The sequence below is a fragment of the Stenotrophomonas sp. YJH_SMC_123 genome (assembly GCF_059368215.1).
Genome location: NZ_JCAFRM010000007.1, coordinates 261184 through 282017 on the forward strand (window position 1 = coordinate 261184; position 20834 = coordinate 282017).

A 20834-nucleotide genomic window follows, 5' to 3' on the forward strand; every position below is an offset into this window, starting at 1 on the left:
GGATGACGGCCTCGATGGGGTCAGAGCCCTTTCCTGCGGAAAGGGATCCGACCCCACCGTCAATCACCGCCCACGCAGGAAGAACGACACCGGCACCATCACTTCCACCGGGTCGCCGGCCATTTCGGCCGGCGGCGCCGGCAGCGGGCTGGCCCGCTGCACGGTGTCCAGCGTCTCCTGGTCGAGCAGCGCGAAGCCACTGCTGCGGCCCAGTTTCAACCCCGAGACCGCGCCATCGCGGGCCACGGCAAAGCGCACGTAGACCACGCCCTGCTGGCGCAGCCGCTCGGCCTGGCGTGGATAGCGCCGGTGCTGCTGCAGGTGCCCGAGCAGGCGTCCTTCCCAGGTCGCCTCGGCACGACTGCGCTCACCCGCCGTGGTCTGCGGCGCGGTGTAGCGTGCGGCAGCGTCGGCGGCCACCTGCGGCGGTGCGCTGGTCTGCGCGACGTTGGCATCGGCGCTGTCCGGCGCGGGCGCTGGTTCCGGCGCTTCTGGCGGAGGCAGCTCACCCTGCGGCTGCACGGGTGCCTTGGGTTGCTCACGCACGGCTGGCGCTGGCGCCTGCTGCCGCTGCTGTTGCTGCTGCAGCGGCCCGGTGGCGACCTCGCGCGGCGGCGCCGGCGGTGCCTGCGCCATCGGCGCCAGCTCCAGCGTCAGCGCTGCCGGGGGAGCCGTTGCAGCCTGCACCGGTGCGCGCGCCACCCACCAGCAGGCCGCGCCGATCAACAGCGCGTGCACCAGCAGTACGATCGCCAGGCTGGTCGCCCAGCGCCGCAGTCCGCTCATTGCGTGCGCTGCTCCAGGCCGACCAGTGCCACCTTCAGGTAGCCCGCCGCACGCAGCGCATCCAAGGTGGCCATCAATTCGCCGTAGGGCACGCGGGTGTCGGCGCGCAGGAAGATGCGTTGCGCGGTATCACTGTGGGTGGCCACCTGCAATGCAGCCGCCAGCCCGTCACGCGCCACCGCCTGCTCGCCGACGCGCAGCGACAGGTCGGCCTGCACGGTCACGTACACCGGTGCCTGTTCCGGCGGCGCGGCATTGGCGCTGCTGGCCGGCAGCTGCACCGGCACCGACACCGTGGCCAGCGGTGCGGTCACCATGAAGATGATCAACAGCACCAGCATCACGTCGATGAAGGGCGTGACATTGATCTCGTGCGCTTCTTCGGGGGCATCGTCGCGGTCGGACGCGGTCCTGATCGCCATCGTCGCGCCTCAGTGCACCGCGCGCAGCGGCGCCGCAGCGGCACGCGGGACGGCACGATCAAGATCGCGCGACACCAGCTGCTGCACGGCCGCCGACAGATCGCCGAGCAGCCCCCGCAGGCCGGCCAGCACGCGGCTGAAATGGTTGTAGACCAGCACCGCGGGAATCGCCGCGACCAGGCCGAGCGCTGTCGCCAACAGGGCCTCGGCGATGCCGGGCGCAACCACCGCCAGGCTGGTGGTGTTGCTGTGGGCGATGCCGATGAAACTGTTCATGATCCCCCACACCGTACCGAACAGGCCGACGAACGGCGCCACCGCGCCGATGCTGGCGAGCGCGCCGATACCGCGCCGCTGCACGCGCGCGGTTTCCAGCTCGATGCGTTCCAGGCGCGAGGCGACGCGCTCCTTGATGCCGTCGTGGCTGTCCAGCTCCTGCGACAGGCGCAGTTCGGTGCGTGCAGCGTCCAGCATCGTCAGTGCAGCGCCCTGTTGCAGGGTCGCTTCTTCGCTCTGCGTCGGCAGCTGTGCGGACTGCAGCAACAGCGCGCGTGCCGCACGCAGCTGCCGGGCCTGCCGCGCCAGCTCCCAGCCCTTGGCCAGCAGCACGGTCCAGGTGGCCAGCGACGCCAGTGCCAGCGCGATCATCACGGCCTTCACCACCACGTCGGCGGCCAGGTACATGCCCCACGGAGTCAATGCGGGGGCGGCCACAGGGGCCAGGTCAGCAGGCAGCATCGTCTCGGTTTCCATCAGCATCAGGGGTCGCTGCGCGACGGCGGGTCGCACGCGGATCATTGGCGTCGTCCACTTCCACGACCGGATGGGGCTGCAGCCGCGGCGCGGGTCGGCTGAGCACGTAGCCGGCGCTGACCGCGAAGAACAGGCCCACGCCCAGCAGCAGGCGCCACGACGGGTGCGCTCCCCAGCAGAACAGCGCAAAACCGACGGCCATGCCGGCACTGGCGAACGCCTTGCCCTTGCGCGACACCGCACCCTGCTCACGCCACAGCCGCAGTGACGGGCCGTAGCGCGGATGCGCCAGCAGGCGCTGCTCGAACTTCGGCGAGCTGCGTGCGAAGCAGCCCACGGCGAGGATCAGGAAGATGGTGGTCGGCATCACCGGCAGCAACGCGCCGATCACCCCGAGGACGACCATCAACCACCCCAGCGCGAACCAGAGCCAACGCATCAGCGCTGCATCCGCAGGCGGGCACCAGGCATCAGGCGAATTCCACTTCGACGTGGCCGTGCACGCTGCGGAACGCGGCGTCGGCCGCATCGATCACCTGCTGCTCCTGCCTGGCACTCAGCGGTACCGCGTCCAGCGCAGCGGTGAACTCGCGCCAGTGGCGCGCCGCGCCATCCGGATGCGCGGCCAGGTGGCGGGCGCCGAAATCACGATCCAGGCCGAGCCTGGCGGCCATCTTGTACAGAATGGTGCCGCCGAGGTTGGACCCTTCGGCCACATACAGCCACCCCAACGCGGCGGGCAGTTCCAGATCGGACGGCAACGCCGCGATGTCGGCCCCGGGCAGCGTCTGCTCCAGATCCTGCAGGTCGCGCGCCACCTGGGCCAGGCGGCGGCGCTCGCCCAGGTCCGGCAGCAGTGCGTCCAGCGCAGGGTTGGCATACAGCGCATCGATGCTGCGATGGAAGCGGTACTGCACGCGCAGGAACCGGGCGAAGTTGCTGCGGTCGGCGAAGATGTCACCGGCCATGATGCGCTTGTCCAGGGCGCCATGGCTGTCGCGGGTGGCGGCCTTGAGCCGCAGGCTGCGGCTGTCTTCAGGGGCGATATGTGCGTTCATGGGGGATGCCAAGGGGGTCGTCCTGCTGTAGACGTTCGCCACGGGGCTTTCCCCAAGGCTATGTGCGCCGATAATGGCGCATCCCTTCTTACCGCAGGAACCGACGATGATCACCACCGAACCGCGCATGACCAACCTGTTCCTGCAGCTGGGCCTGGACGCCAGCGCCGAGGGCATCGCCCGCTTCATCCGCGAGCACCAGCTGGCCACCGATGTGGAAGTGGTCGAGGCGCCGTACTGGAACGATGCGCAGCGCCAGTTCCTGTCCGAGTCGCTGCAGGCCGATGCGGCATGGACCACCGTGGTGGATGAGCTGAACGAGTCGCTGCACGAGGACGCGGTGAAGGCGGCGACGGGGCAGTAAGCGGGGTATCCCGCGCTGTTGGGGTCAGAGCCCTTTCCGCAGGAAAGGGATCCGACCCCAGCGCTCATCCGCGACCGATCAGTACTTCCAGGTCAACGCCAGCCGGGCCGTACGGCCCGGTGCCGGCATCACGCCCAGGGCCAGCGGGTCCAGGTAGTAGCGGTCGGTCAGGTTGTCCACGCCGGCTTCCACCGAGAGCTGGTCGTTGAAGCTCCAGCTGGCGAACAGGTCCACCAGCGTGGTTGGCCGGTACAGCTGCTGGATCGCCGACAGGCCCACGTTCCAGTCCTTGTCCAGCTTGCTGATCGGGCCGGCGTTGTGGACCACGCGGGTGCCGAAGGTCAGGCGCTCCTCGAACAGGCGCGAGCCCAGGGTCAGGTTGACCATGTAGCGCGGCGGGTTCTGGGTATTGGTGTACGAGCCCTCGAAGCCGCCGTCCACGCAGTCGGGCGTGTTGGCCAGCTCGCCGTTCCTGCGCTGCGCCCCATAGGCACGGCGCTCGGCGGCGATGTCCGGCGCGCAGGTCTTGGCCTTGAAGTAGTAGTGCGCGGACAGATCGGCAAATACCTTGCCGCTGTCATAGCTGGACTGGAACTCCATGCCCGAGACCTTGAACTGGTCGACGTTGCGGATCAGGCCCGCCGACAGCGTGCGGTAGTCACGGGTGATCAGGTCGTCGATACGGGTATCGAAATACGCCAGCTTCAGCGCCAAGCGGTCGCCGGCAGTGAACAGGTCGTAGCGGAGGGTGCTGGCGCCGATTTCCCAGCTGCGCGCGCGCTCCGGCTTAAGCTCGCCCACCGGTTTGGCGGCGGTGAACAGGCCCAGCGTGGTCTCGAACAGGCTCGGCAGCTTGGTGCCTTCGGCGTACTTCACGTAGACCAGGGTGTCTTCGCTGAAGCGGTAGGCCACGCTGGCGGTCGGCGAGAACGCGCTGTCGCGACGGCGGATCGGCTGCGACCAGGTCCAGCTGACCGGCACCTCCAGGTCCTGCGCCTTGCCGGCGTCGTAGAAATTCCAGCCCGCGATGTCCGCCACCGTGCCCTTCTTGTACGGCGAAGCCAGCAGCGATTCCTGGGTGAAGTTGCCGTTGGCATCTGGATACCAGTTCAGCAGCGCGATGCGCTTGGCCCGCCACGACGGCAGCGCCGGGTTGCCATTGAGCAGCTCGGTGTAGCGGTACTGGCCCTGCACCTCATAGGCATCAGGCGTGGCCAGGCGGTTGCGGTCATGCACATCCACGCGGTTCCAGCGGCCACCGGCCAGCAGCTCCCAGTGCTCATCGGGCTGCCACTTCAGCGAGGCCACCGCGCTGTATTCCTTGCGCTCGGCGTTGCGCAGGAAACGGTTGTTGACCAGATCGTCGTGCATGACCGGCCCCGAACTGCCCGGCGCGATGTCTTCGTCGCTGTAGGACAGGCCGTAGTCCAGCGTGAACGCGCCGGCCCGGGTGTCGAACTTCGAGGTATTGCTGACATCCAGGCCGAAGCGCTTCTGTCGCAGCGGATTGCGGTAGGCATCCTTGTAGCCGGGGTCGCCACTGAAGCTGGGCGCGTCGTACCACTCGGTGCGGCGGTCGAAGTACCACGGGGTGATGCCGGTCAGGCTGTTGTACATCACGCTGTCGGTGTCGGTGTACGCGGCGTTGACGCGCAGGTCGATCAGCTCGCTGTCCGGATTGAAGCGGTAGCGCAGGCTGTAGCTGTCCATGTCGACGTGGCCCGGATCCCACTGTGGAATGCGGTCACGATCCACGCGGATGATCTGCGAGGCCATGATCTCGCCGGCAGTGCCTTCATAGCGGCGATAGCCGGCTTCCAGCGTCTGCGTGTCATCGATGCGCCAGGTACCCTTGAGCAGCGCCGACTTCGAGCGCGAAGAGGTATTGAAAACCTCGGTGCGCGGCGGATTCAGCGGCGCCAGCGTGCGCCGATCCTGCGGGAAGTCGTCGTAGCCGTGGCGGCCGGAGAAGTAGTTGCCGTTGTCACGGTAGGCGTAAGCGGCGACCAGATCGAAGCGGTCCCAGTGCCCTGCGGCGGCCACGTTGAAGAACTGGCTGCCGGTGGCGCTGCGATCGGTGCGCGGTGCCGCACTGTAGGACGGCAGGCTGTTGGCACTGCCATTGGCCAGGCCGCCGCGCACGCGCACGCCGACGTCGCGGCCCTCGCGCAGCACGTCACCGATCTTCAACGTCTCCATCTCGACCACGCCGCCGATGCCACCGGACGCGTTGGCCTGCAGGCTCGGCCCCTTGGTGATGGTCAGGCTGGAGATCAGGTCCGGGTCGAGGTAGGTGCGCTGCGACTGGCCGGCGTAGCCACGGTAGGTATCCATGCTGGACTGGCCACCGTCGATGATCACCGGCACGCGGCCCTGGCCCTGGATACCGCGGATGTTGACGTCGAAGCCGTTGCCCACGCGCGGATCACCGGCGGTGACACCGGCCACACCCTTGACGATGTCGCCGTTGGAGGTGCCGCGGAAACGCTCCAGATGCGTGCGATTGAGCGTGGTGGTCGAACCCACGCTGCGATAGCTGTCGAGCAGGCGTGCTTCATCACTGGTCGCGCCGCTCCCGACGCGGTCGCCGGCCACACTCAGCGTGTCGGTGACGATCACACCACTGTCGGCCTGCAACGGCGTTGCCGCTTCCAGGGTGACCGCATCGGCGCTGACCCGGCGCACTGCCAGGCCACTGCCCTGCAGCAGCTGCTGCAGCGCCTCGTTGGCCGACAGGCTGCCGCCGACCGCGCGAGAAGTTACGCCACGTGCCAGCGATGCGGGATAGACCACCTGCACACCGGACTGGCGCATGTAGCTGCGCAGCGCGTCATCCAGCGGTTGCGCCGGAATATCGAAGCGCAGCACGGCCGCGTGGTCGCTGCTGGCGCTCTGCGCCAGTACGGACGGCGCGGCACTGGCCAGGCCGGCGGCGAGCAACGCGATGCACAGGCGGGACGGGCGCAGCACGCGGCCCGGGCGATGGAAGTCGAACATGGGGGAACCTGTCAGGTAATCGGTGCCGCGAACGCGGCGTCATCCGCAACACGGGCGGACACGGCGACGTACGTGGCGGCGGCGGGTACGTTCGCGGAGTAAGACGGATGAAAGCGTGGCAACCCCAAGGGGATTTGCAGTCGAAGCAGGTGCCGACGGTTGCGCGCCCGGTTGCAGTGGTGGGTGCCGACGGTTGCGTGGCTGGTTGCAGTGGTGGGTGCCGACCGTTGGTCGGCACCGGGGCAATGGCGTGGATCTACCGATGGACGATGGCGACGCCGAGCGGCAGCCGGGTCACCTGCAATCCAGCCGTCGCGGCCAGCGCATCCAGCGCCTGTTCCGGGCGGTCGATGCGCAACGCCGCGCTTACCGCCGGCAGCTGCGATAGATCACCACGCACGAAGGTCGGGCCAGCGCGATAGCGCCCCACCCATTGCACCGCGTCAGCGACGCGGGCCTGTTCCAACAGCAGCTCGCCCTGACGCCAGGCGCCGACGCTGTCGGCCGCAACGTCCCCCAATCGCCTCACACCACTGTGTTCACCGTAGGCCGCGCGCTGGCCCTGCTGCAGGTAGGTCCAGCCACCGTCAACCGGGCTGGCCATCCGTACCCTGCCCTGCCCGACCTGGGTTTCCACCTGGTCGTGGCCCCGCGCCACGGTGAAGGCGGTCGAGATGTCCTCGACCACGCCATTGCCGGCGCGCACGCTGAAACGTCGCTGCGCATCCGGACTGACCTCGAACCAGGCACGCCCGCGCAACAGCTCGACCTGGCGGGCGTTCGCATCAAAGTGCACGGCAATCGCACTGTCGGCGTCCAGCACCGCACGGCTGCCATCAGGCAGCAGTACGTTCTGCACCTGGTGCGTGCTGCGGTGATCGGACTGCAGGCGCAGCCACGCCTCCGGCCATGCCACCAGCATCGCCAGCATTGCCGCCGCAGCCATGGCCCAACGCCGTCGGCGCGGGCGTCGACCAGCCACGCGGGCCGGCTGCGCTCGCGGCCCGACGCTGCGCCACAGCGCGCGCTCGTGTTCGAAGGCCCTGCGGTGCCCCGGCTGTTGCAGCCAGTGTTCGAACGCCTGCATGCGCGCGTCGCTGATATCGCCCGAGGCCAGCCACGCGATCCAGTCCCGGGCCTGCTCGGCCAGGGCATCGTCATTGGCGGCAGGCAGCATGTTCGGCGGGCTCATCGGCTGGCGGACAGGCGCATTCAAGCGCGGGGCGGGGGAACTGGACCGCATCCACGGTCCAATGATCAAGACGTTTGCGCGAAGGCCAGCCCCAAGGCGGCGCGATCATCGGCCGCTGCGGGCCCAGGCCAGGCGCTGCAGCGCGGTGCGTACGTGATTCTCCACCGTGGTCACCGATACCCCAAGGCGGCGTGCGATCTCGGCCTGGGTCAGGCCCTGAAGGCGGTTGAGCCGGAAGATGGTGCGGGTCGGCTCCGGCAGATGGCCGGCCGCGTCGAGTACCCGCTGCAGCTCGTCCTGCGCCATGGCCTGCTCTTCGGTGGAGATCACCTCGTCCGGCCCCCACAGGTAGTGATCGGCCAACAGGCGGTTGCGCCGGGTCGACTCGCGGCCGTGGTCGGTGGCCAGGTTGGCGGCCAGCCGGTACAGATAGGCGCGCGGATTGTCGATGGCCTGGCTGTCATCGACCCCACGGGCCTTGAACCACACCGCCTGGATCACGTCCTCGGCGCCGTTGTCGCCCCCCAGTATCCGTTGCACCCGGCGCAGCAGCGCTGGCCGCTCGCGGATCAGCAGTTCGGTGAGGGAGGCAGCATTGGAGGACATGCGCGGAGCCGGGACGACAGACGGGAGGCGCCGCGCATGCTACTCCGCAAATGCGAATCAGTCACGTTTGCATTGTCGAAATGGTCACAGGCAATCAGTCAGCCCCTCGTAAACGTGGGTGCTGGTTCCGGGCAGGGTGGCATGCAGGGCTTCATGCCCGGCGCGCTCCCACGCTGCCAGCAGCTCGTCCAAGCGGGTTCCCGCCGCCAGTGGCAGCATGCAGGCATAGCGTCCCTGGTCAACATCGATCTGCCCGGTCTTCTGGACCCAGGTGTAGCTCCCGGCGAACGTCCAGACACAACGGGCCACGACACCGGTGGCCCGCTGCACTGAGCAACGCAAGCGCATCGCCCGCAGGTTGTAATACTGCCCTTCGCAGAAGGTATCCCCACAGATATCGTCAAAGCCGCGCACCAACAGACGTTCGGCCGCCAGGAAGCGCTCGCGCCCGGTTGCCGGATTCGGGTAGTCACGGGCATCAACAAATTGAGGGGTCGCCTGGGCGTTGGCTGCCATCAGCAGCGCGCAGACCAGCCATCGTGCCGGGAAGACGCGCATCACCCCGCCCTCCCGGTCTTCCGGAGGCAGTCCGGCAGCGCATCGAACAGGCCATGGTCAAGTCCAGGCAGGGCCGCCGCCAGGCCATCTGGTGCTTCCAGTGAAGCATGGAAGGCGTCAACAGGTACCCCTGGCCCCAACTCCAACGGACAGACCCAGCGGCCATTGTCGACCTGCACCTCCCCGGTATCGGCCTGCACGGCCAGCTCGCTGGCCACCACCACCCAGGCGCAGCGCTGCACCGTTCCGCGATGGGCCAGCACCGCGCAGCGGACCTCCATCACCCGGTAGTTGCTGTACTCACCTTCGCACCAGGTATCGGCACAGAGCCGGTCGAACTCCCTTGCCAGGGCGGCCTGCAGCCCGTAGGCGCGCTCCCAGTTGGCCTCGGGCCGGGGGTAATCGATCAGGTCCACGTGCAGACCGCGGGCGGAGACAGGCAGGGACGCCAGCAACAGCACGCCCCCCATGCATCGGGCATACCAGGACATCGGCGGAACTCCTCGGGAATGAGCGTCCAGCCTGCGCCGGCCTGCCCTCCTGGCCCATCGGCCAAGGGCGGCGCCCCCCGTCAGGCCTTGCCGCGTCGGCAGGTCGGCGACCCGCCCGCTGCACAGCGCCCGGCAAAGGCATAAAATGGTGAGCTATCCGTCTATATCCCCCCACCTGGAGCACACCATGGGTCTGGAACTCGTCTCGCCCGGCAAGAACCCGCCGGAAGAAATCAACGTCATCATCGAGATCCCGAAGGACTCGGAGCCGGTGAAGTACGAAGTGGACAAGGAAACCGGCGCGATCTTCGTCGACCGCATCCTCTCCACCCCGATGCGCTACCCGTGCAACTACGGCTACGTGCCGAGCACGCTGTGCGGCGACGGCGATCCGGCCGACGTGCTGGTGGTGCTGCCGCTGCCGCTGGTGCCGGGCTCGGTCGTGCGCTGCCGTCCGGTCGGCGTGCTGAAGATGAGCGACGAGGCGGGCAGCGACGAGAAGATCCTGGCCGTGCCGGTCTCGAAGATCTTCAGCGGCTACGCCCACGTCGAAGACATCGCCCAGGTCTCGAGCCACTGGCTGGAGCGCATCGGCCACTTCTTCGAGCACTACAAGGACCTGGAGAAGGGCAAGTGGGTCAAGCTGGACGGTTGGGGCGGCGCCGCTGAGGCCAAGCAGATCCTGATCGAGGCGCACCAGCGCCATCTCGACAGCAAGGCCTGAGCCTGAACCGGATCGCTCCGGCGGTACCCTGCCGGAGCGATGCGGGTCACGTTTCATGACGACGGCACATCACTCTTGCTGCCGTATTAGGTAAATTGCGTCACTTCACACGTCATCGACATCCATCGTCGAGACAGCCAGGGGAATGTGTCGTGCGTATTCTGCTTGTTGGGGATGCAGCCAGCCTGCCGGCCGAGCTGACCGAATTCATTGCCGATCTTGGGGAAGACTGGCAGCCGTTGACCGCCACCGATGGCCAGGCCGCGATGACCGCGGTGGCCACGCAGGGCGTGGACGCGGTGATCGTCTGCCCGCAATTGCCGGATCTCAATGCCACCACGCTGCTGGGGCAGATCCGGACCTTGCGCCCGGAGACCATCCGCATCGCGCTGGTCGATGCGCAGTATGGCAACCGGCCGCCGCCGGCGCGCCTCATTGGTGTCGCCCACCGCTTCCTACCGCTGCCGCTGGCGCCGGAAGTGCTGCTGGAGGCACTGACCAGCCTGGAAGAACTGCGCGAAGTGCTGGACAGCCCGCGCCTGCGCGATGCCATCGGCCGTATCGAGAAACTGCCCTCGCCGCCGCACCTGTACCTGAGCCTGACCCAGGCCCTGGAACATGACGACGACGCCGACAGTGCCGATGTCGCCAAGCTGGTCGCCGCCGATCCGGCGATCGCCGCCAAGGTGCTGCAACTGTCGAACTCCGCCTTCTTCAGCCAGGGCCGCACCATTGCCGACCTGCGCACCGCCGTGACCCGGCTGGGCCTGGCCACGCTGCGTGACCTGGTGCTGGCCAGCGAAGTGTTCTCCGCACCGACGCTGTCGGCCGCCGAGCGCAACTCGCTGCAACAGCGCGCACTGCTGGCCTCGCGGCTCGCCGCACGCCTGCTGCCCGAATCCAGTGCCGAACTGGGAGCGACTGCCGCGCTGCTGGCCGACATCGGCCTGCTGCTGCCGGGTGTGCGCAACGAGCGCAGCGAGCCCTCGCTGGCCGGCGACACCCGCCCTGGCCATGCCGAGGCCGGCGCCTACCTGCTGGGCCTGTGGGGCCTGCCGATGCCGATCATCGAAGCGGTGGCCTTCCACCTGCAGCCGCAGCGCGCCAACACCCGCAGCTTCTGGGTGACCGGTGCGGTGCACGTGGCCCTGGCGCTGGTCAATGGCGATCCGGTGGACGAGGACTACCTGCAGCGCGCAGGCGTGCTGAACAAACTGCCGCAATGGCGCGAACACGCCAATGCGCTGATGGGACTGGTGCCCAGCGACGCCTGAGCGCGTTGCATGATGTCCGGATGACAGAGGGCGCACCCACAAGGTGCGCCCTTTCCATGTCAGCGGGTACCGCAGGCGTCCTGCACGCAGCGACGGTACTGCGACTCGCAGATGACCGGTGACTTGCCACTGGCCAGGCACTGCTGGCGGAACTCCTCGCAGTAGAGCCCACCGCCGCAGACCCCGAGGCCCTGCGAGAACACCGCGCCCACCAGCGTTGCGTAGATCAATGCAGCGGCGGATGCCTGCCGCAGCAACGTGTTCTTCATATCCCTCTCCACATGCAAGCGTCCGGTAGTGGACCTCCTGACTGTGTTGATTACGACACGACGGGACCGTGACTGCGCTCACCTTCCAACAATTTCCGGAATTCCCCTACAAGAAAAAGGGCGGACCTTGCGGTCCGCCCTCCTTCTGTTGCTACCGCACTTCGATGGATCAGAAGCGCTGGGTGTACTTCATGTACAGGAAGCGACCCACGTCGAAGCCGCCGTAGTAGGCGAATGCCGAGTTCGGAGCCGAGTACTGCAGGGCACCCTTGTGGTCGAACACATTGTTCGCGCCCAGGGCGATGGTCGCATCCCACGGCGCCTTCCAGCTGACCTGCAGGTCGTGGAAGGTGTTGGAACCGGTGTGACGCAGCGGATCGGTCTCACCGTTGGCCATGTGGTTCGGAGCATCGCACCAGCCGTCAGCCAGCGAGATGCAGCTTTCCTTCATGCCCGAGTAGTAGCGCGCGGTGTAGTTCACACCGAAATCGCCGTACTGCCAGTTGACGCCCAGGTTCGAACGCACGCGGAACAGGCCCGGCTCGCTGACGCGGCCGACCATGATGTTGTCGCCCGCGCTGTTCTGGCGCTGCTCGTCGTACTTGGCGGTGTAGCTGGTCTGCCAGTCGATGCTGAACTGACCAATGGCCAGTTCCGGCAGGCGGTACTTGATGCCCAGATCGTAGCCCTGGGTTTCCATCTTGCCGAGGTTGGCGGTGCCGTAGGTGATCGCACTGACGTGGCCGTCAGCCGCACGGGTCACGCTCGAGCAGCGCGAAGCGTTACCCAGCACGTAGCAGTCACGCAGGATGCGGTCGACGCTGTCAGCGATGATCATGTCGCTGATTTCGTACTTGTACCAATCCAGCGACACGTCCAGGCCCTGCACCCAACGCGGGCTCCACACCAGGCCGAAGGTGGTGCTCTTGGAGGTTTCCGGCTTCAGGTTCGGATTGGCACCCGAGATGAACTGGTCACCCGACTGGCACGGCAGGGTCGAACATTCCTTGCCCGCCTGGCCCAGCTGCACGTAGTTGGCCGGCACGCCTGCGCCGGAGCACGCGGCATTGCCTGCAACGCTGCCCGGAGCCTTCACGCCGCACGGATCGATGTAGGACTCGAAGCTCGAGCTCAGGCCACCGTACAGGTCGCTGATGGTCGGAGCGCGGAAGCCCTCGGCGTAGGTGCCGCGGACCAGCAGTTCATCCAGCGGACGCCAGGTCAGGCCGAACTTGCTGTTGGTGGTGCCACCGAAGTTGCTGTAGTCCGAATAACGGCTGGCAACGTTCAGGGTCAGTTCCTTGGCGAAGGCCATGTCGGCCAGCAGCGGCACGTTCAGTTCGAGGTAGACCTCGTTCAGATCGTACTGGCCGCGGGTCGGCTTCTGGCCCAGGCCGGTGGACTGGCCCGACTGTGCGAAGGCGTCCGGCACGTAGCTGCCTTCTTCCTTGCGGTGCTCGACACCCAGGGCGAAGCCCAGGTCGCCGGCCGGCAGGGTCACGATGGCGCCCGACAGGTTGGCGGTGAAGCTGGTGGTCTTGGTGACGCCACGGGTGGTGAAGGTCGGGAACAGGAAGTCCTGCAGCTCCTGGTTCGCCAGCGAGCCCTGACCCTCAACGCCGTACGGCAGCAGCGGGTTCCACGGACGGCAATCGCCCAGGATCGGGTTGGCGGCGGTGCCGCAGCGGGCAACGCCACCGGCATCGATGAACGACGGGCCCAGCGCCTGACGCGCGCCGATCAGGCTCATGTCACCGCGGTTGCTCTTGATCGACTCGTTGCGGTTCCACAGCGCGCCGACATCCCAGTCGAAGGTCTTGCCACCCAGCTCGAAGAAGCCGGTCAGGGTCGGAGCGAAGCGCAGGGTCTTCAGCTGGCTGTCAGTGGTACGCGGCACTTCCCACAGGCGGCGGCGGAAGCTGACGTCCTGGCCAACCGGGTTGAAGGCGCTGTCTGCCGACAGCGGGGTGTTGATCGACTTGGAAGCGGACTGGTACGGATAGCCGGCGATCTGCTGGAACGTCTGGCGCTCGTTGTAGAGCACGTCGGTGTTCAGGCTGATCGAATCGGTGAAGTCGTAGGTGCCGTTGATGTAGACCGACTTGCGCTTCACACCGGTCAGCAGGGTCATCTGCTCGTTCGAGTTGGCGAACTCGTCTTCGGTGATCGCGTGGTAGTCGTTCGGGTTCTTCGGATTGCCACCCGGGTTCAGGGTCTGCCACACCGCGCTCGACTTGCTGCAGTCGTACAGCTTCGGGTTGCACCAGCTGCCGTTCTGGCTGATCGGGCTCCAATCAGCCGAGGTGGAGTTCGGACCCAGCGAGCCGTCACGGCTGTACCAGCGGTCCTTGGCCCACACCGGATCCTGCTTCGAGTACTCGGCCGACAGGGTCAGGCTGCCGCGCTCACCGCGGGCACCGAGGGTCATCGAATAGGTTTCGCTGTCGCCGTCGCCCTTGCCGTACTGGCCGACGTAGACATTGGCTTCGCCGCCGTCGAAGTTCTTGCGGGTGATCACGTTGACCACGCCGGCAATGGCGTCGGAACCGTAGATCGACGAGGCGCCGTCCTTCAGGATCTCGATGCGCTCAACGGCCGACATCGGGATCTGGCTCAGGTCCTGCAGACCCGAGGTCGAAGCGCCCAGGCGCTTGCCGTTCATCAGCACCAGGGTGCGCTCGGCGCCCAGGTTGCGGATGTCGACGTAGTAGCCGCCCACGTTCTCGCCCGAAGCCAGCGACTCCGAACGCGAAATGGCCGGGGAACCGGCCGAGGTCAGGTTGTTCAGCACGTCGGCGACGCTCGAGAAGCCCTGCTTTTCCAGGGATTCGCGGGTCATCGTCAGGATCGGCTGCTGGGTCTCCACCGAGGCGCCGCGGATGCGCGAGCCGGTGACCGAAATGCGGTCCAGGTCGGTGGTGCCCTTTGCTTCCTGAGCCGAAGCAAAGGCCGGCGCCAGCGCCAGCGCAATGCCGGCCGGCAGCAAGCCGAACCGCACTGCGGGATTACGAACGTTCATCTATCTCTCCAAGGTACGTGTTAGCAGCGTGTTAAAACACCCCAGCACGTTACGATTGCGTTGCAGCGCTGTATTTGCGCGAACCAACCGGAGACTTTGCGGATTGTGGCGGGAGCAAGCCGCCGTTCTCCCTGAAGCGCGACGCGGACTGGCCGTAGCGGGCGCGGAACGCACGCGCGAAGCTGCAGCAGTTGTCGAAGCCGCTGGCGGCGGCGACCTCGCCCACCATCATGTCGGTGTCGCGCAGCAGGTCGGCGGCGCGTTCGAGGCGCAGTCGTGCCGAAAGCGACTGCGGGCTTTCCTCGTACAGGCTCTGGAAGGTCTTGGAGAGGTACCAGCTGGAGAAGTTGGTCAGTTCGGCCAGTTCGCCGATGCGCACCACCCGGTGGCTGTTGCCTTCCAGATAGAGGCGCGCACGCTGCATGCGGCCGAACACCTGGCGCTTGCGGCTGCGCGAGCGGCCCGGGCAGCGCTGCACGTTGTCGGCCAGGCCACGCTGCAGGCCAGCAAGGTGCAGCAGCAGCGGACGCAAGGCCTGGGCCGGCTGGCCGCTGGCCAGCGCATCGCGCCACAAGCGCAGCGCAACGCGGGCGTCACTGCGGTTCATGCGGCCACGACCGGCATACAGGCCACAGTCGGCCATCTCGGTCAGCACGCGAAGCGCTTCAACGTTCAGGTTCAGGCCAACGCACAGCCCGTTGCGACCGGCCTGCACCAACGGCCGCGATTCCTTCTCGAAGGCGATCCACTCGCCCTGGCGCAGGCGGAATCGTCCTTCCTTGGCCTCCACCCACGAACTGCCACGCACCTGCATCCAGACAGTGAAGCTGGAGCCGGCGGTCTGCAGGCTGCCCAGCCGGGCCACGCCCAGGCAGGTCGGCGTGACATCGTCGAGCGACCGGTCCAGGGAGACGGTTTGGCCGCGATCGGCCAGCGAGAGTTGACGCATGGGGGCACCACGGATTTGCCTAGTACAGGACTCCGTTTTGCCTAATCAGGCGGCACCGCGTCAGGAAAGTCCGACGAGATCGCCACGAATTCGCGACGAGATCCCGACGAAGAAATTACGAAGGCCCATTTCCCCTGAAAAACAATAACTTGGAGAACGCCGGGAACAGCGCGGGGGGGCGTTCGGGCAACCGCATCACACCGATGTCGGCACCATCGCTGACCGCCATCGCCACGAACAGGTCACGTCCGTCAGCGCTGGCGCTGAGTCCGTTGCCGGCGCTGAGCCGTTCCGCATCCAGGCAGCGTTCCGGCTCCTCGCGGCCGGGCAGGATGCGCACGAAGGTGGTGCCACACGTGCTCGAAGTGCCGAGGTAACCGACGCCACTGTTGCCGGCCACGGTCCAGGCCCGGTATCGCCAGCGGCTGGGCCGGTCATCGCTGATCTGCTGCACGCTGCCCGACGACAACGCGGCGTCGGCCGACCACAGGCCACCTGCGGCCAGGCGGGTGAACAACACGCGGCCACTGCTGCGGTCGAAGCGCGCCTGCGACACCCCTTCGATGCTGGCCAACCGGCGCCAGGGCTGGGTGCTGCGGTCGAACAGACTCAACCGGGTGCGCTGGTCGGCATCGCGCTCGACCACAAACAACTGCTCCGGCGACGCGCCATACAGGGCCTGCAGCGGCTGTTCGGCCGGGACCGGCAAAGGTTGCAGGCGTTCATCGCGTGGCGCGATCTCGTAGACCACCGTGCGCCCATGCGCGTCGCGGCCGACCACGAGCAGCTGGCGGCTGTCGGCCGACCAGTCCGGTGCCTGCCGCGCTTCCGGCCGCAGCCCTTCAATGGGGCGCAGCGAATCCGGCCGCTGCATGTCCGCCCACCACAGGGCGAAGCTGCCGGAGCGATCCGAGGTGAAGACCAGCTGGCGGCCATCCGGCGCTGCCATCGGCTGCCCATCGCGGCCACTGGATGCAAACAGGCGTTCGGGCGCGCCGCTGCCCTGCACCGGCACCTTGAACACGCCGAACTGCGCGCGCCGGTGGACGAAGGCCAGCATCCCGCCACGTCGCGACACGGCGGGCCACTGCGCATCATCCAGGCCGGCATCGCGCAGCGTGTGCCGCTCGACGTCCAGATAATAGAGCCGCGCCTCGCTGTCGACGCGGCGACCGAACACGATGGTGCGGCCATCGTCCAGCCAGGCCCATCCGCGCAGCTCTGCCGCCTCGTTGGTCAGCTGCTCGGGCTTACCGCCCGCGGCCGGCACCCGCCACAGATCGCCCAGCTGCGGATTGCGCACGAACACCAGCCATTGCCCATCGGGCGAGTAGCGCGGTGCGTAGTCGAAGTCGTCCTGGTCGACGCTGTACGCCAGCGCGCGCCACTGACCACTGGCCAGGTCCAGCACGCGGATGCCACGGTGCGCGTAGCGCCCGACCATGCTGCCGAACACCAGGCCGCGACCATCGGGCGTCCAGTCGAAGCTGAGCAGCTCGGTGCCATCGCAGCGCGTGGCCTGGCGCAGGGCGCCACCGGTTGCGCTGGCGATCAGCACCTGGCAGCCACCGTCGGCGGAGAACCGTGCGAAGGCAATTTCGCGACCATCCGGCGACCAGTTCGGGAATCGATCGACGGCACCGGCCGGCGGCGCCAGCAACTGGCGCGCCGGCGCGTTGCCGGAGGTCTGTACCTTGATCGCACCACCGCCGTTGCCATCTTCGTTGGCGCCTTCATAGGCCACCAGCGAACCATCCGGTGACAGCGTGGGATAGGTTTCAAAGCCGCTGGTTGCGGTGATCAACCGATAGGGACGCTGGGGGCTGCCGATCACCCGCGTGCCGTTCTCCACGGCGGCCTCCACCGGCGAACTGCTGGCCGGTGCGCGGCGCAGCAGCAGCGTGGTCATCACCAGCAGCGTGGCCAGCATCAACACGCCCAGCGCCAGCAGCACGCGGCGGCGGACATGGCGCCAGCGGCGGCGCGATTCCTGCGCGCGCGCGGGCAGCACCGCAGCGGCGGCGAGTGCGGGCTGCACGTCCACACCTTCGTCGTCAGGCAAGCCCGCAGCCGACGGCGCCGCATCGTCCAGCGCCTGTACCGGTACCAGAAGCCGATAGCCGGTCTTGGCAATGGTCTCGATGTAGGCCTGGCCGCTGTCGTCGTCGTTGCTGAACGCCTTGCGCAGCTGGGTAACGGCCTGGGTCAGCACATCGTTGGTCGGCAGCGTGTCCGGCCACACCTCGGCGAACAACTCGTCGCGGGTGACCACACGGCCCGGCTGCCGCAGCAGCACGCGCAGCACGCCCAGCGCCTTCGGCGTCAGCCGGCGCGGACGACGCGCACCGACGACCTCGACTTCGCGCGAGGACAGAGTGACGATGCACTCTCCTATCCGTATCCGATCGGACACGGGTGGCTGTATTTCGCTGCTGTTCATTTTCTGCTACACAGTAGAGACAGGTCCCGGGCAGTGTTTGCCTTCGTTACGGTCCCGTCCTGGGAACAGCGAAAAGCCAGACTCCGCACAAAGCATCGGCGCATACCGCAAAAACAATCGAGCGCGCGAATACTAGCCTATGCAAGTTACCTCGCCTATCGCGTGGTCGACATCAGGCTCTCTCTCGCCGACGCATTCACATAATTCGCGACATCATTCGCGCCCTCTTGGGCGCGAAATTTTTATCTGGCGTTCATTTTCACATGCGCCGCAGCATGGTCAATCCGACCAGCCGCGAAACCACCAAAGCCACGTACATCACGCCGGAAAACTGCTCCAGCATGACCAGTGCTCGTGCCTGTGGATGAAGCGGCACGACATCACTCAAGCCGACTCCAGACAGCAAGCTGAAGCTGAGATAAAGCAGCTCCATCCAACTGCGCTGCGCCTGCCCGCCGGTGCCGTGGAAACTGCCCGGATACCACTGCTGGCACACCGCGAACGCGAAGGCGAACGCCCACGCCAGCAGGGTGAAGGTTGCGCCTGCGGCGAACAGTTCGTCGCGGGTGACCTTGTGGTCCTGGAGCATGTAGGCAATCAGGGCGCCAGCCGTGTAAAAGTACAGCAGGCTCTCCAGCACCTGCGCGGTGGTCAGCAATGCGGTGCGATCAAGCAATGCGCCTGCCAACGAGAACACCACCGAGGGAATGGCCAGCAACAGCGCCAGCCAGGTGCCCAGCGGGCTGCGCTGGACCACCCACAGCGCCAGGCCGAGTACCGCCATGCCGAACATGCCAAGTGCCGCGCGGCCGGCGGCGGTGTCATCCAGCGCGGGATACAGCAGCACCGCCAGCAGCTGCGCGCCCAGCAACCAGGCCGAAGGATGCCGGCGGGCAATGGCCAGCCAACGGGTGGTCATGGCAACAGGCATGGTGTCCTTTCCCCGGGATGATGGGCGGAGGATAGCCGGGAGCGGCGTGATGAGCGGTAGTGCCGGCCGCGGGCCGGCACCACCGTCTGCGCATCACCCCTGGTGGTAGACCTCGGCACCCGCGGCGCGGAACTCCTCCGACTTCTCCTTCATGCCGGCCTCGGCGTAGTCACGCACATCCTGGGTGATCTTCATCGAACAGAAGTGCGGGCCGCACATCGAGCAGAAGTGCGACAGCTTGTGCGCATCCTTCGGCAGCGTTTCGTCATGGAACTCCCTGGCCTTCTCCGGATCCAGGCCAAGGTGGAACTGGTCTTCCCAGCGGAATTCGAAGCGCGCCTTGCTCAGTGCGTTGTCGCGTACCTGCGCGCCCGGATGGCCCTTGGCCAGGTCGGCCGCATGCGCGGCGATGCGGTAGGCCATGATGCCGTCACGCACGTCCTGGCGATTGGGCAGGCCGAGGTGTTCCTTCGGCGTCACGTAGCAGAGCATCGCCGTGCCGAACCAACCGATCATCGCCGCACCGATCGCGCTGGTGATGTGGTCGTAGCCCGGCGCGATGTCGGTGGTCAGCGGCCCCAGCGTGTAGAACGGCGCTTCGCCGCATTCACGCAGCTGCTTGTCCATGTTCTCCTTGATCAGCTGCATCGGCACGTGGCCGGGGCCTTCGATCATGGTCTGCACATCATGCTTCCAGGCGATCTTGGTGAGCTCACCCAGCGTCTCCAGCTCACCGAACTGGGCCGCGTCGTTGGCATCGGCGATGCAGCCCGGGCGCAGGCCGTCACCCAGCGAGAAGGTCACGTCATAGGCCTTCATGATCTCGCAGATGTCTTCGAAGTGCGTGTAGAGGAAATTCTCCCTGTGGTGCGCCAGGCACCACTTGGCCATGATCGAACCACCACGGCTGACGATCCCGGTCACGCGCTTGGCGGTGAGCGGCACGTAGCGCAGCAGCACGCCGGCGTGGATGGTGAAGTAGTCCACGCCCTGCTCGGCCTGCTCGATCAGCGTGTCGCGGAAGATCTCCCAGGTGAGCGCTTCGGCGCGGCCGTCGACCTTCTCCAGCGCCTGGTAGATCGGCACGGTACCGATCGCCACCGGCGAGTTGCGGATGATCCACTCGCGGGTTTCGTGGATGTGCTTGCCGGTGGACAGGTCCATCACGGTGTCACCACCCCAGCGGATCGCCCACACCAGTTTCTCCACCTCTTCGGCAATGCCCGAGGACACCGCGCTGTTGCCGATGTTGGCGTTGATCTTGGTCAGGAAGTTGCGGCCGATGATCATCGGCTCGCTTTCCGGATGGTTGATGTTGTTGGGCAGCACCGCGCGGCCGCGCGCGATTTCATCGCGCACGAACTCCGGCGTGATGATCTTCTGGATCGAGGCGCCGAACGCCTCGCCCGGGTGCTGCTGCAGCAGGCCGGCATCGCGGATCGCGTCCAGCCGCTGGTTTTCGCGGATGGCGACGAATTCCATTTCCGGCGTGATGATGCCGCGGCGCGCATAGTGCATCTGGGTGACGTTCGCGCCTGCACGTGCACGTCGCGGCAGGCTGCGTGTGGGGAAGCGCACAGCATCGAGCTTCGGATCGTGCTCGCGGTCGCGGCCGAACGACGAACTCAGGCCGTCGAGCTGTTCGGTATCGCCGCGCTCCTCCACCCAGCCACGACGCAGCGCCGGCAGGCCCGCGGACAGATCGATACGCGCGTCCGGATCGGTGTACGGGCCCGACGTATCGTAGACCGTGACCGGTGCATTCTCCTCGCCGCCGAACAGCGTCGGCGTGCGGGTCAACGCGATCTCGCGCATCGGCACCTGCAGATCCGGACGCGAACCGGGTACGTGGATCTTGCGCGAGCCGGGAATGGGCCGGGTCACGGATTCGGAGAGTTGCTGGGCCTGTTGCTGCAGGGCGGAGAGCTGTGCGTTCATCGGGCATCGTCCAGGAAGGTCAGGGACGAAGCGGCGGCGCACTGCGACCGCGCACGGACGGTC

At 67.1% G+C, this 20834-nt stretch carries 19 protein-coding genes; 3 read left to right on the forward strand and 16 right to left on the reverse strand.

Annotated elements, in window-relative coordinates; translation table 11 throughout:
- Positions 1-63 precede the first annotated feature (63 nt).
- The 5 genes from AC5P5W_RS16450 to AC5P5W_RS16470 are packed head-to-tail and all read right to left on the reverse strand — an operon-like array spanning position 64 to position 3019.
- A complete protein-coding gene (locus tag AC5P5W_RS16450; protein WP_046432361.1) occupies positions 64-786 on the reverse strand; it encodes an energy transducer TonB in 723 nt (240 codons plus the stop codon).
- Positions 783-1208 (reverse strand): TonB system transport protein ExbD, encoded by a 426-nt coding sequence (exbD, locus tag AC5P5W_RS16455; RefSeq protein ID WP_142235208.1) that lies wholly within the window; start codon positions 1206-1208, stop codon positions 783-785. Before exbD ends, AC5P5W_RS16450 begins: the two co-directional genes overlap by 4 nt.
- 9 nt (positions 1209-1217) lie before the next feature.
- Positions 1218-1946 carry a tonB-system energizer ExbB gene (gene exbB / locus AC5P5W_RS16460; protein WP_014648318.1) on the reverse strand — a complete coding sequence of 243 codons (729 nt, stop codon included), beginning with the start codon at positions 1944-1946 and terminating at the stop codon, positions 1218-1220.
- Entirely contained in the window at positions 1933-2400 is a 468-nt protein-coding gene (locus AC5P5W_RS16465; RefSeq protein WP_014648319.1) for a YbaN family protein, read from the reverse strand. Before AC5P5W_RS16465 ends, exbB begins: the two co-directional genes overlap by 14 nt.
- Positions 2401-2431: 31 nt before the next feature.
- Positions 2432-3019, reverse strand: coding sequence for a biliverdin-producing heme oxygenase (locus AC5P5W_RS16470; RefSeq protein WP_053495204.1), 588 nt, complete (start codon positions 3017-3019; stop codon positions 2432-2434).
- A gap of 106 nt (positions 3020-3125) precedes the next feature.
- Between AC5P5W_RS16470 and AC5P5W_RS16475 the strand changes: the two genes are divergently transcribed.
- Positions 3126-3383, forward strand: a complete 258-nt coding sequence (locus tag AC5P5W_RS16475; RefSeq protein WP_053495205.1) for a DUF2789 domain-containing protein — start codon at positions 3126-3128, stop codon at positions 3381-3383.
- A gap of 78 nt (positions 3384-3461) precedes the next feature.
- Here the strand turns inward: AC5P5W_RS16475 and AC5P5W_RS16480 are convergent, their stop codons facing one another.
- The 5 genes from AC5P5W_RS16480 to AC5P5W_RS16500 all read right to left on the reverse strand — a co-directional run bounded on the left by AC5P5W_RS16480 (position 3462) and on the right by AC5P5W_RS16500 (position 9206).
- Entirely contained in the window at positions 3462-6380 is a 2919-nt protein-coding gene (locus AC5P5W_RS16480; RefSeq protein WP_197575044.1) for a TonB-dependent receptor domain-containing protein, read from the reverse strand.
- Between the two features lie 256 nt (positions 6381-6636).
- Positions 6637-7572 (reverse strand): FecR family protein, encoded by a 936-nt coding sequence (locus AC5P5W_RS16485; RefSeq protein WP_049408701.1) that lies wholly within the window; start codon positions 7570-7572, stop codon positions 6637-6639.
- A gap of 105 nt (positions 7573-7677) precedes the next feature.
- A complete protein-coding gene (locus AC5P5W_RS16490) occupies positions 7678-8178 on the reverse strand; it encodes an RNA polymerase sigma factor (protein WP_014038389.1) in 501 nt (166 codons plus the stop codon).
- A gap of 84 nt (positions 8179-8262) precedes the next feature.
- Positions 8263-8736 (reverse strand): hypothetical protein, encoded by a 474-nt coding sequence (locus AC5P5W_RS16495; protein ID WP_126411340.1) that lies wholly within the window; start codon positions 8734-8736, stop codon positions 8263-8265.
- Positions 8736-9206 carry a hypothetical protein gene (locus tag AC5P5W_RS16500; protein ID WP_495221287.1) on the reverse strand — a complete coding sequence of 157 codons (471 nt, stop codon included), beginning with the start codon at positions 9204-9206 and terminating at the stop codon, positions 8736-8738. Before AC5P5W_RS16500 ends, AC5P5W_RS16495 begins: the two co-directional genes overlap by 1 nt.
- A gap of 208 nt (positions 9207-9414) precedes the next feature.
- Here AC5P5W_RS16500 and ppa point away from each other — a divergent pair, with 208 nt between their 5' ends.
- Together ppa and AC5P5W_RS16510 are read left to right on the forward strand one after the other, a co-directional pair.
- The gene (ppa, locus tag AC5P5W_RS16505) at positions 9415-9951 is read left to right on the forward strand and encodes an inorganic diphosphatase (protein WP_005410935.1); all 537 of its coding nucleotides are present in this window, start codon (positions 9415-9417) and stop codon (positions 9949-9951) included.
- A gap of 152 nt (positions 9952-10103) precedes the next feature.
- Positions 10104-11225 (forward strand): HDOD domain-containing protein, encoded by a 1122-nt coding sequence (locus AC5P5W_RS16510; protein WP_197575040.1) that lies wholly within the window; start codon positions 10104-10106, stop codon positions 11223-11225.
- Positions 11226-11284: 59 nt separating this feature from the next.
- On the opposite strand, the gene AC5P5W_RS16515 is transcribed toward AC5P5W_RS16510, so the two are convergent.
- The 6 genes from AC5P5W_RS16515 to thiC form a co-directional block, all read right to left on the reverse strand.
- The gene (locus AC5P5W_RS16515; RefSeq protein ID WP_197575038.1) at positions 11285-11494 is read right to left on the reverse strand and encodes a hypothetical protein; all 210 of its coding nucleotides are present in this window, start codon (positions 11492-11494) and stop codon (positions 11285-11287) included.
- A gap of 169 nt (positions 11495-11663) precedes the next feature.
- Positions 11664-14513 carry a TonB-dependent receptor plug domain-containing protein gene (locus AC5P5W_RS16520; protein ID WP_014648326.1) on the reverse strand — a complete coding sequence of 950 codons (2850 nt, stop codon included), beginning with the start codon at positions 14511-14513 and terminating at the stop codon, positions 11664-11666.
- A 49-nt stretch (positions 14514-14562) separates the two neighbouring features.
- Positions 14563-15462 (reverse strand): helix-turn-helix transcriptional regulator, encoded by a 900-nt coding sequence (locus AC5P5W_RS16525; protein WP_032955994.1) that lies wholly within the window; start codon positions 15460-15462, stop codon positions 14563-14565.
- Between the two features lie 115 nt (positions 15463-15577).
- Positions 15578-17902, reverse strand: coding sequence for a winged helix-turn-helix domain-containing protein (locus AC5P5W_RS16530; protein WP_197575036.1), 2325 nt, complete (start codon positions 17900-17902; stop codon positions 15578-15580).
- 259 nt (positions 17903-18161) lie between these two features.
- Positions 18162-18833, reverse strand: a complete 672-nt coding sequence (locus AC5P5W_RS16535) for an ion channel (RefSeq protein ID WP_197575035.1) — start codon at positions 18831-18833, stop codon at positions 18162-18164.
- 93 nt (positions 18834-18926) lie between these two features.
- Positions 18927-20771, reverse strand: a complete 1845-nt coding sequence (gene thiC / locus AC5P5W_RS16540) for a phosphomethylpyrimidine synthase ThiC (protein ID WP_032955989.1) — start codon at positions 20769-20771, stop codon at positions 18927-18929.
- Positions 20772-20834 lie beyond the last annotated feature (63 nt).

Excerpts from the sequence above, each read along its gene's own strand:
- AC5P5W_RS16465 (WP_014648319.1), bottom strand. The coding sequence starts at position 2,400 with ATGCGTTGGCTCTGGTTCGCGCTGGGGTGGTTGATGGTCGTCCTCGGG.
- AC5P5W_RS16530 (WP_197575036.1), bottom strand. The coding sequence starts at position 17,902 with ATGAACAGCAGCGAAATACAGCCACCCGTGTCCGATCGGATACGGATA.
- AC5P5W_RS16480 (WP_197575044.1), bottom strand. The coding sequence starts at position 6,380 with ATGTTCGACTTCCATCGCCCGGGCCGCGTGCTGCGCCCGTCCCGCCTG.
- thiC (WP_032955989.1), bottom strand. The coding sequence starts at position 20,771 with ATGAACGCACAGCTCTCCGCCCTGCAGCAACAGGCCCAGCAACTCTCC.
- exbB (WP_014648318.1), bottom strand. The coding sequence starts at position 1,946 with ATGCTGCCTGCTGACCTGGCCCCTGTGGCCGCCCCCGCATTGACTCCG.
- AC5P5W_RS16535 (WP_197575035.1), bottom strand. The coding sequence starts at position 18,833 with ATGCCTGTTGCCATGACCACCCGTTGGCTGGCCATTGCCCGCCGGCAT.
- AC5P5W_RS16450 (WP_046432361.1), bottom strand. The coding sequence starts at position 786 with ATGAGCGGACTGCGGCGCTGGGCGACCAGCCTGGCGATCGTACTGCTG.
- AC5P5W_RS16525 (WP_032955994.1), bottom strand. The coding sequence starts at position 15,462 with ATGCGTCAACTCTCGCTGGCCGATCGCGGCCAAACCGTCTCCCTGGAC.
- AC5P5W_RS16515 (WP_197575038.1), bottom strand. The coding sequence starts at position 11,494 with ATGAAGAACACGTTGCTGCGGCAGGCATCCGCCGCTGCATTGATCTAC.
- AC5P5W_RS16475 (WP_053495205.1), top strand. The coding sequence starts at position 3,126 with ATGATCACCACCGAACCGCGCATGACCAACCTGTTCCTGCAGCTGGGC.
- exbD (WP_142235208.1), bottom strand. The coding sequence starts at position 1,208 with ATGGCGATCAGGACCGCGTCCGACCGCGACGATGCCCCCGAAGAAGCG.
- AC5P5W_RS16495 (WP_126411340.1), bottom strand. The coding sequence starts at position 8,736 with ATGCGCGTCTTCCCGGCACGATGGCTGGTCTGCGCGCTGCTGATGGCA.
- ppa (WP_005410935.1), top strand. The coding sequence starts at position 9,415 with ATGGGTCTGGAACTCGTCTCGCCCGGCAAGAACCCGCCGGAAGAAATC.
- AC5P5W_RS16520 (WP_014648326.1), bottom strand. The coding sequence starts at position 14,513 with ATGAACGTTCGTAATCCCGCAGTGCGGTTCGGCTTGCTGCCGGCCGGC.
- AC5P5W_RS16470 (WP_053495204.1), bottom strand. The coding sequence starts at position 3,019 with ATGAACGCACATATCGCCCCTGAAGACAGCCGCAGCCTGCGGCTCAAG.
- AC5P5W_RS16485 (WP_049408701.1), bottom strand. The coding sequence starts at position 7,572 with ATGAGCCCGCCGAACATGCTGCCTGCCGCCAATGACGATGCCCTGGCC.
- AC5P5W_RS16500 (WP_495221287.1), bottom strand. The coding sequence starts at position 9,206 with ATGGGGGGCGTGCTGTTGCTGGCGTCCCTGCCTGTCTCCGCCCGCGGT.
- AC5P5W_RS16490 (WP_014038389.1), bottom strand. The coding sequence starts at position 8,178 with ATGTCCTCCAATGCTGCCTCCCTCACCGAACTGCTGATCCGCGAGCGG.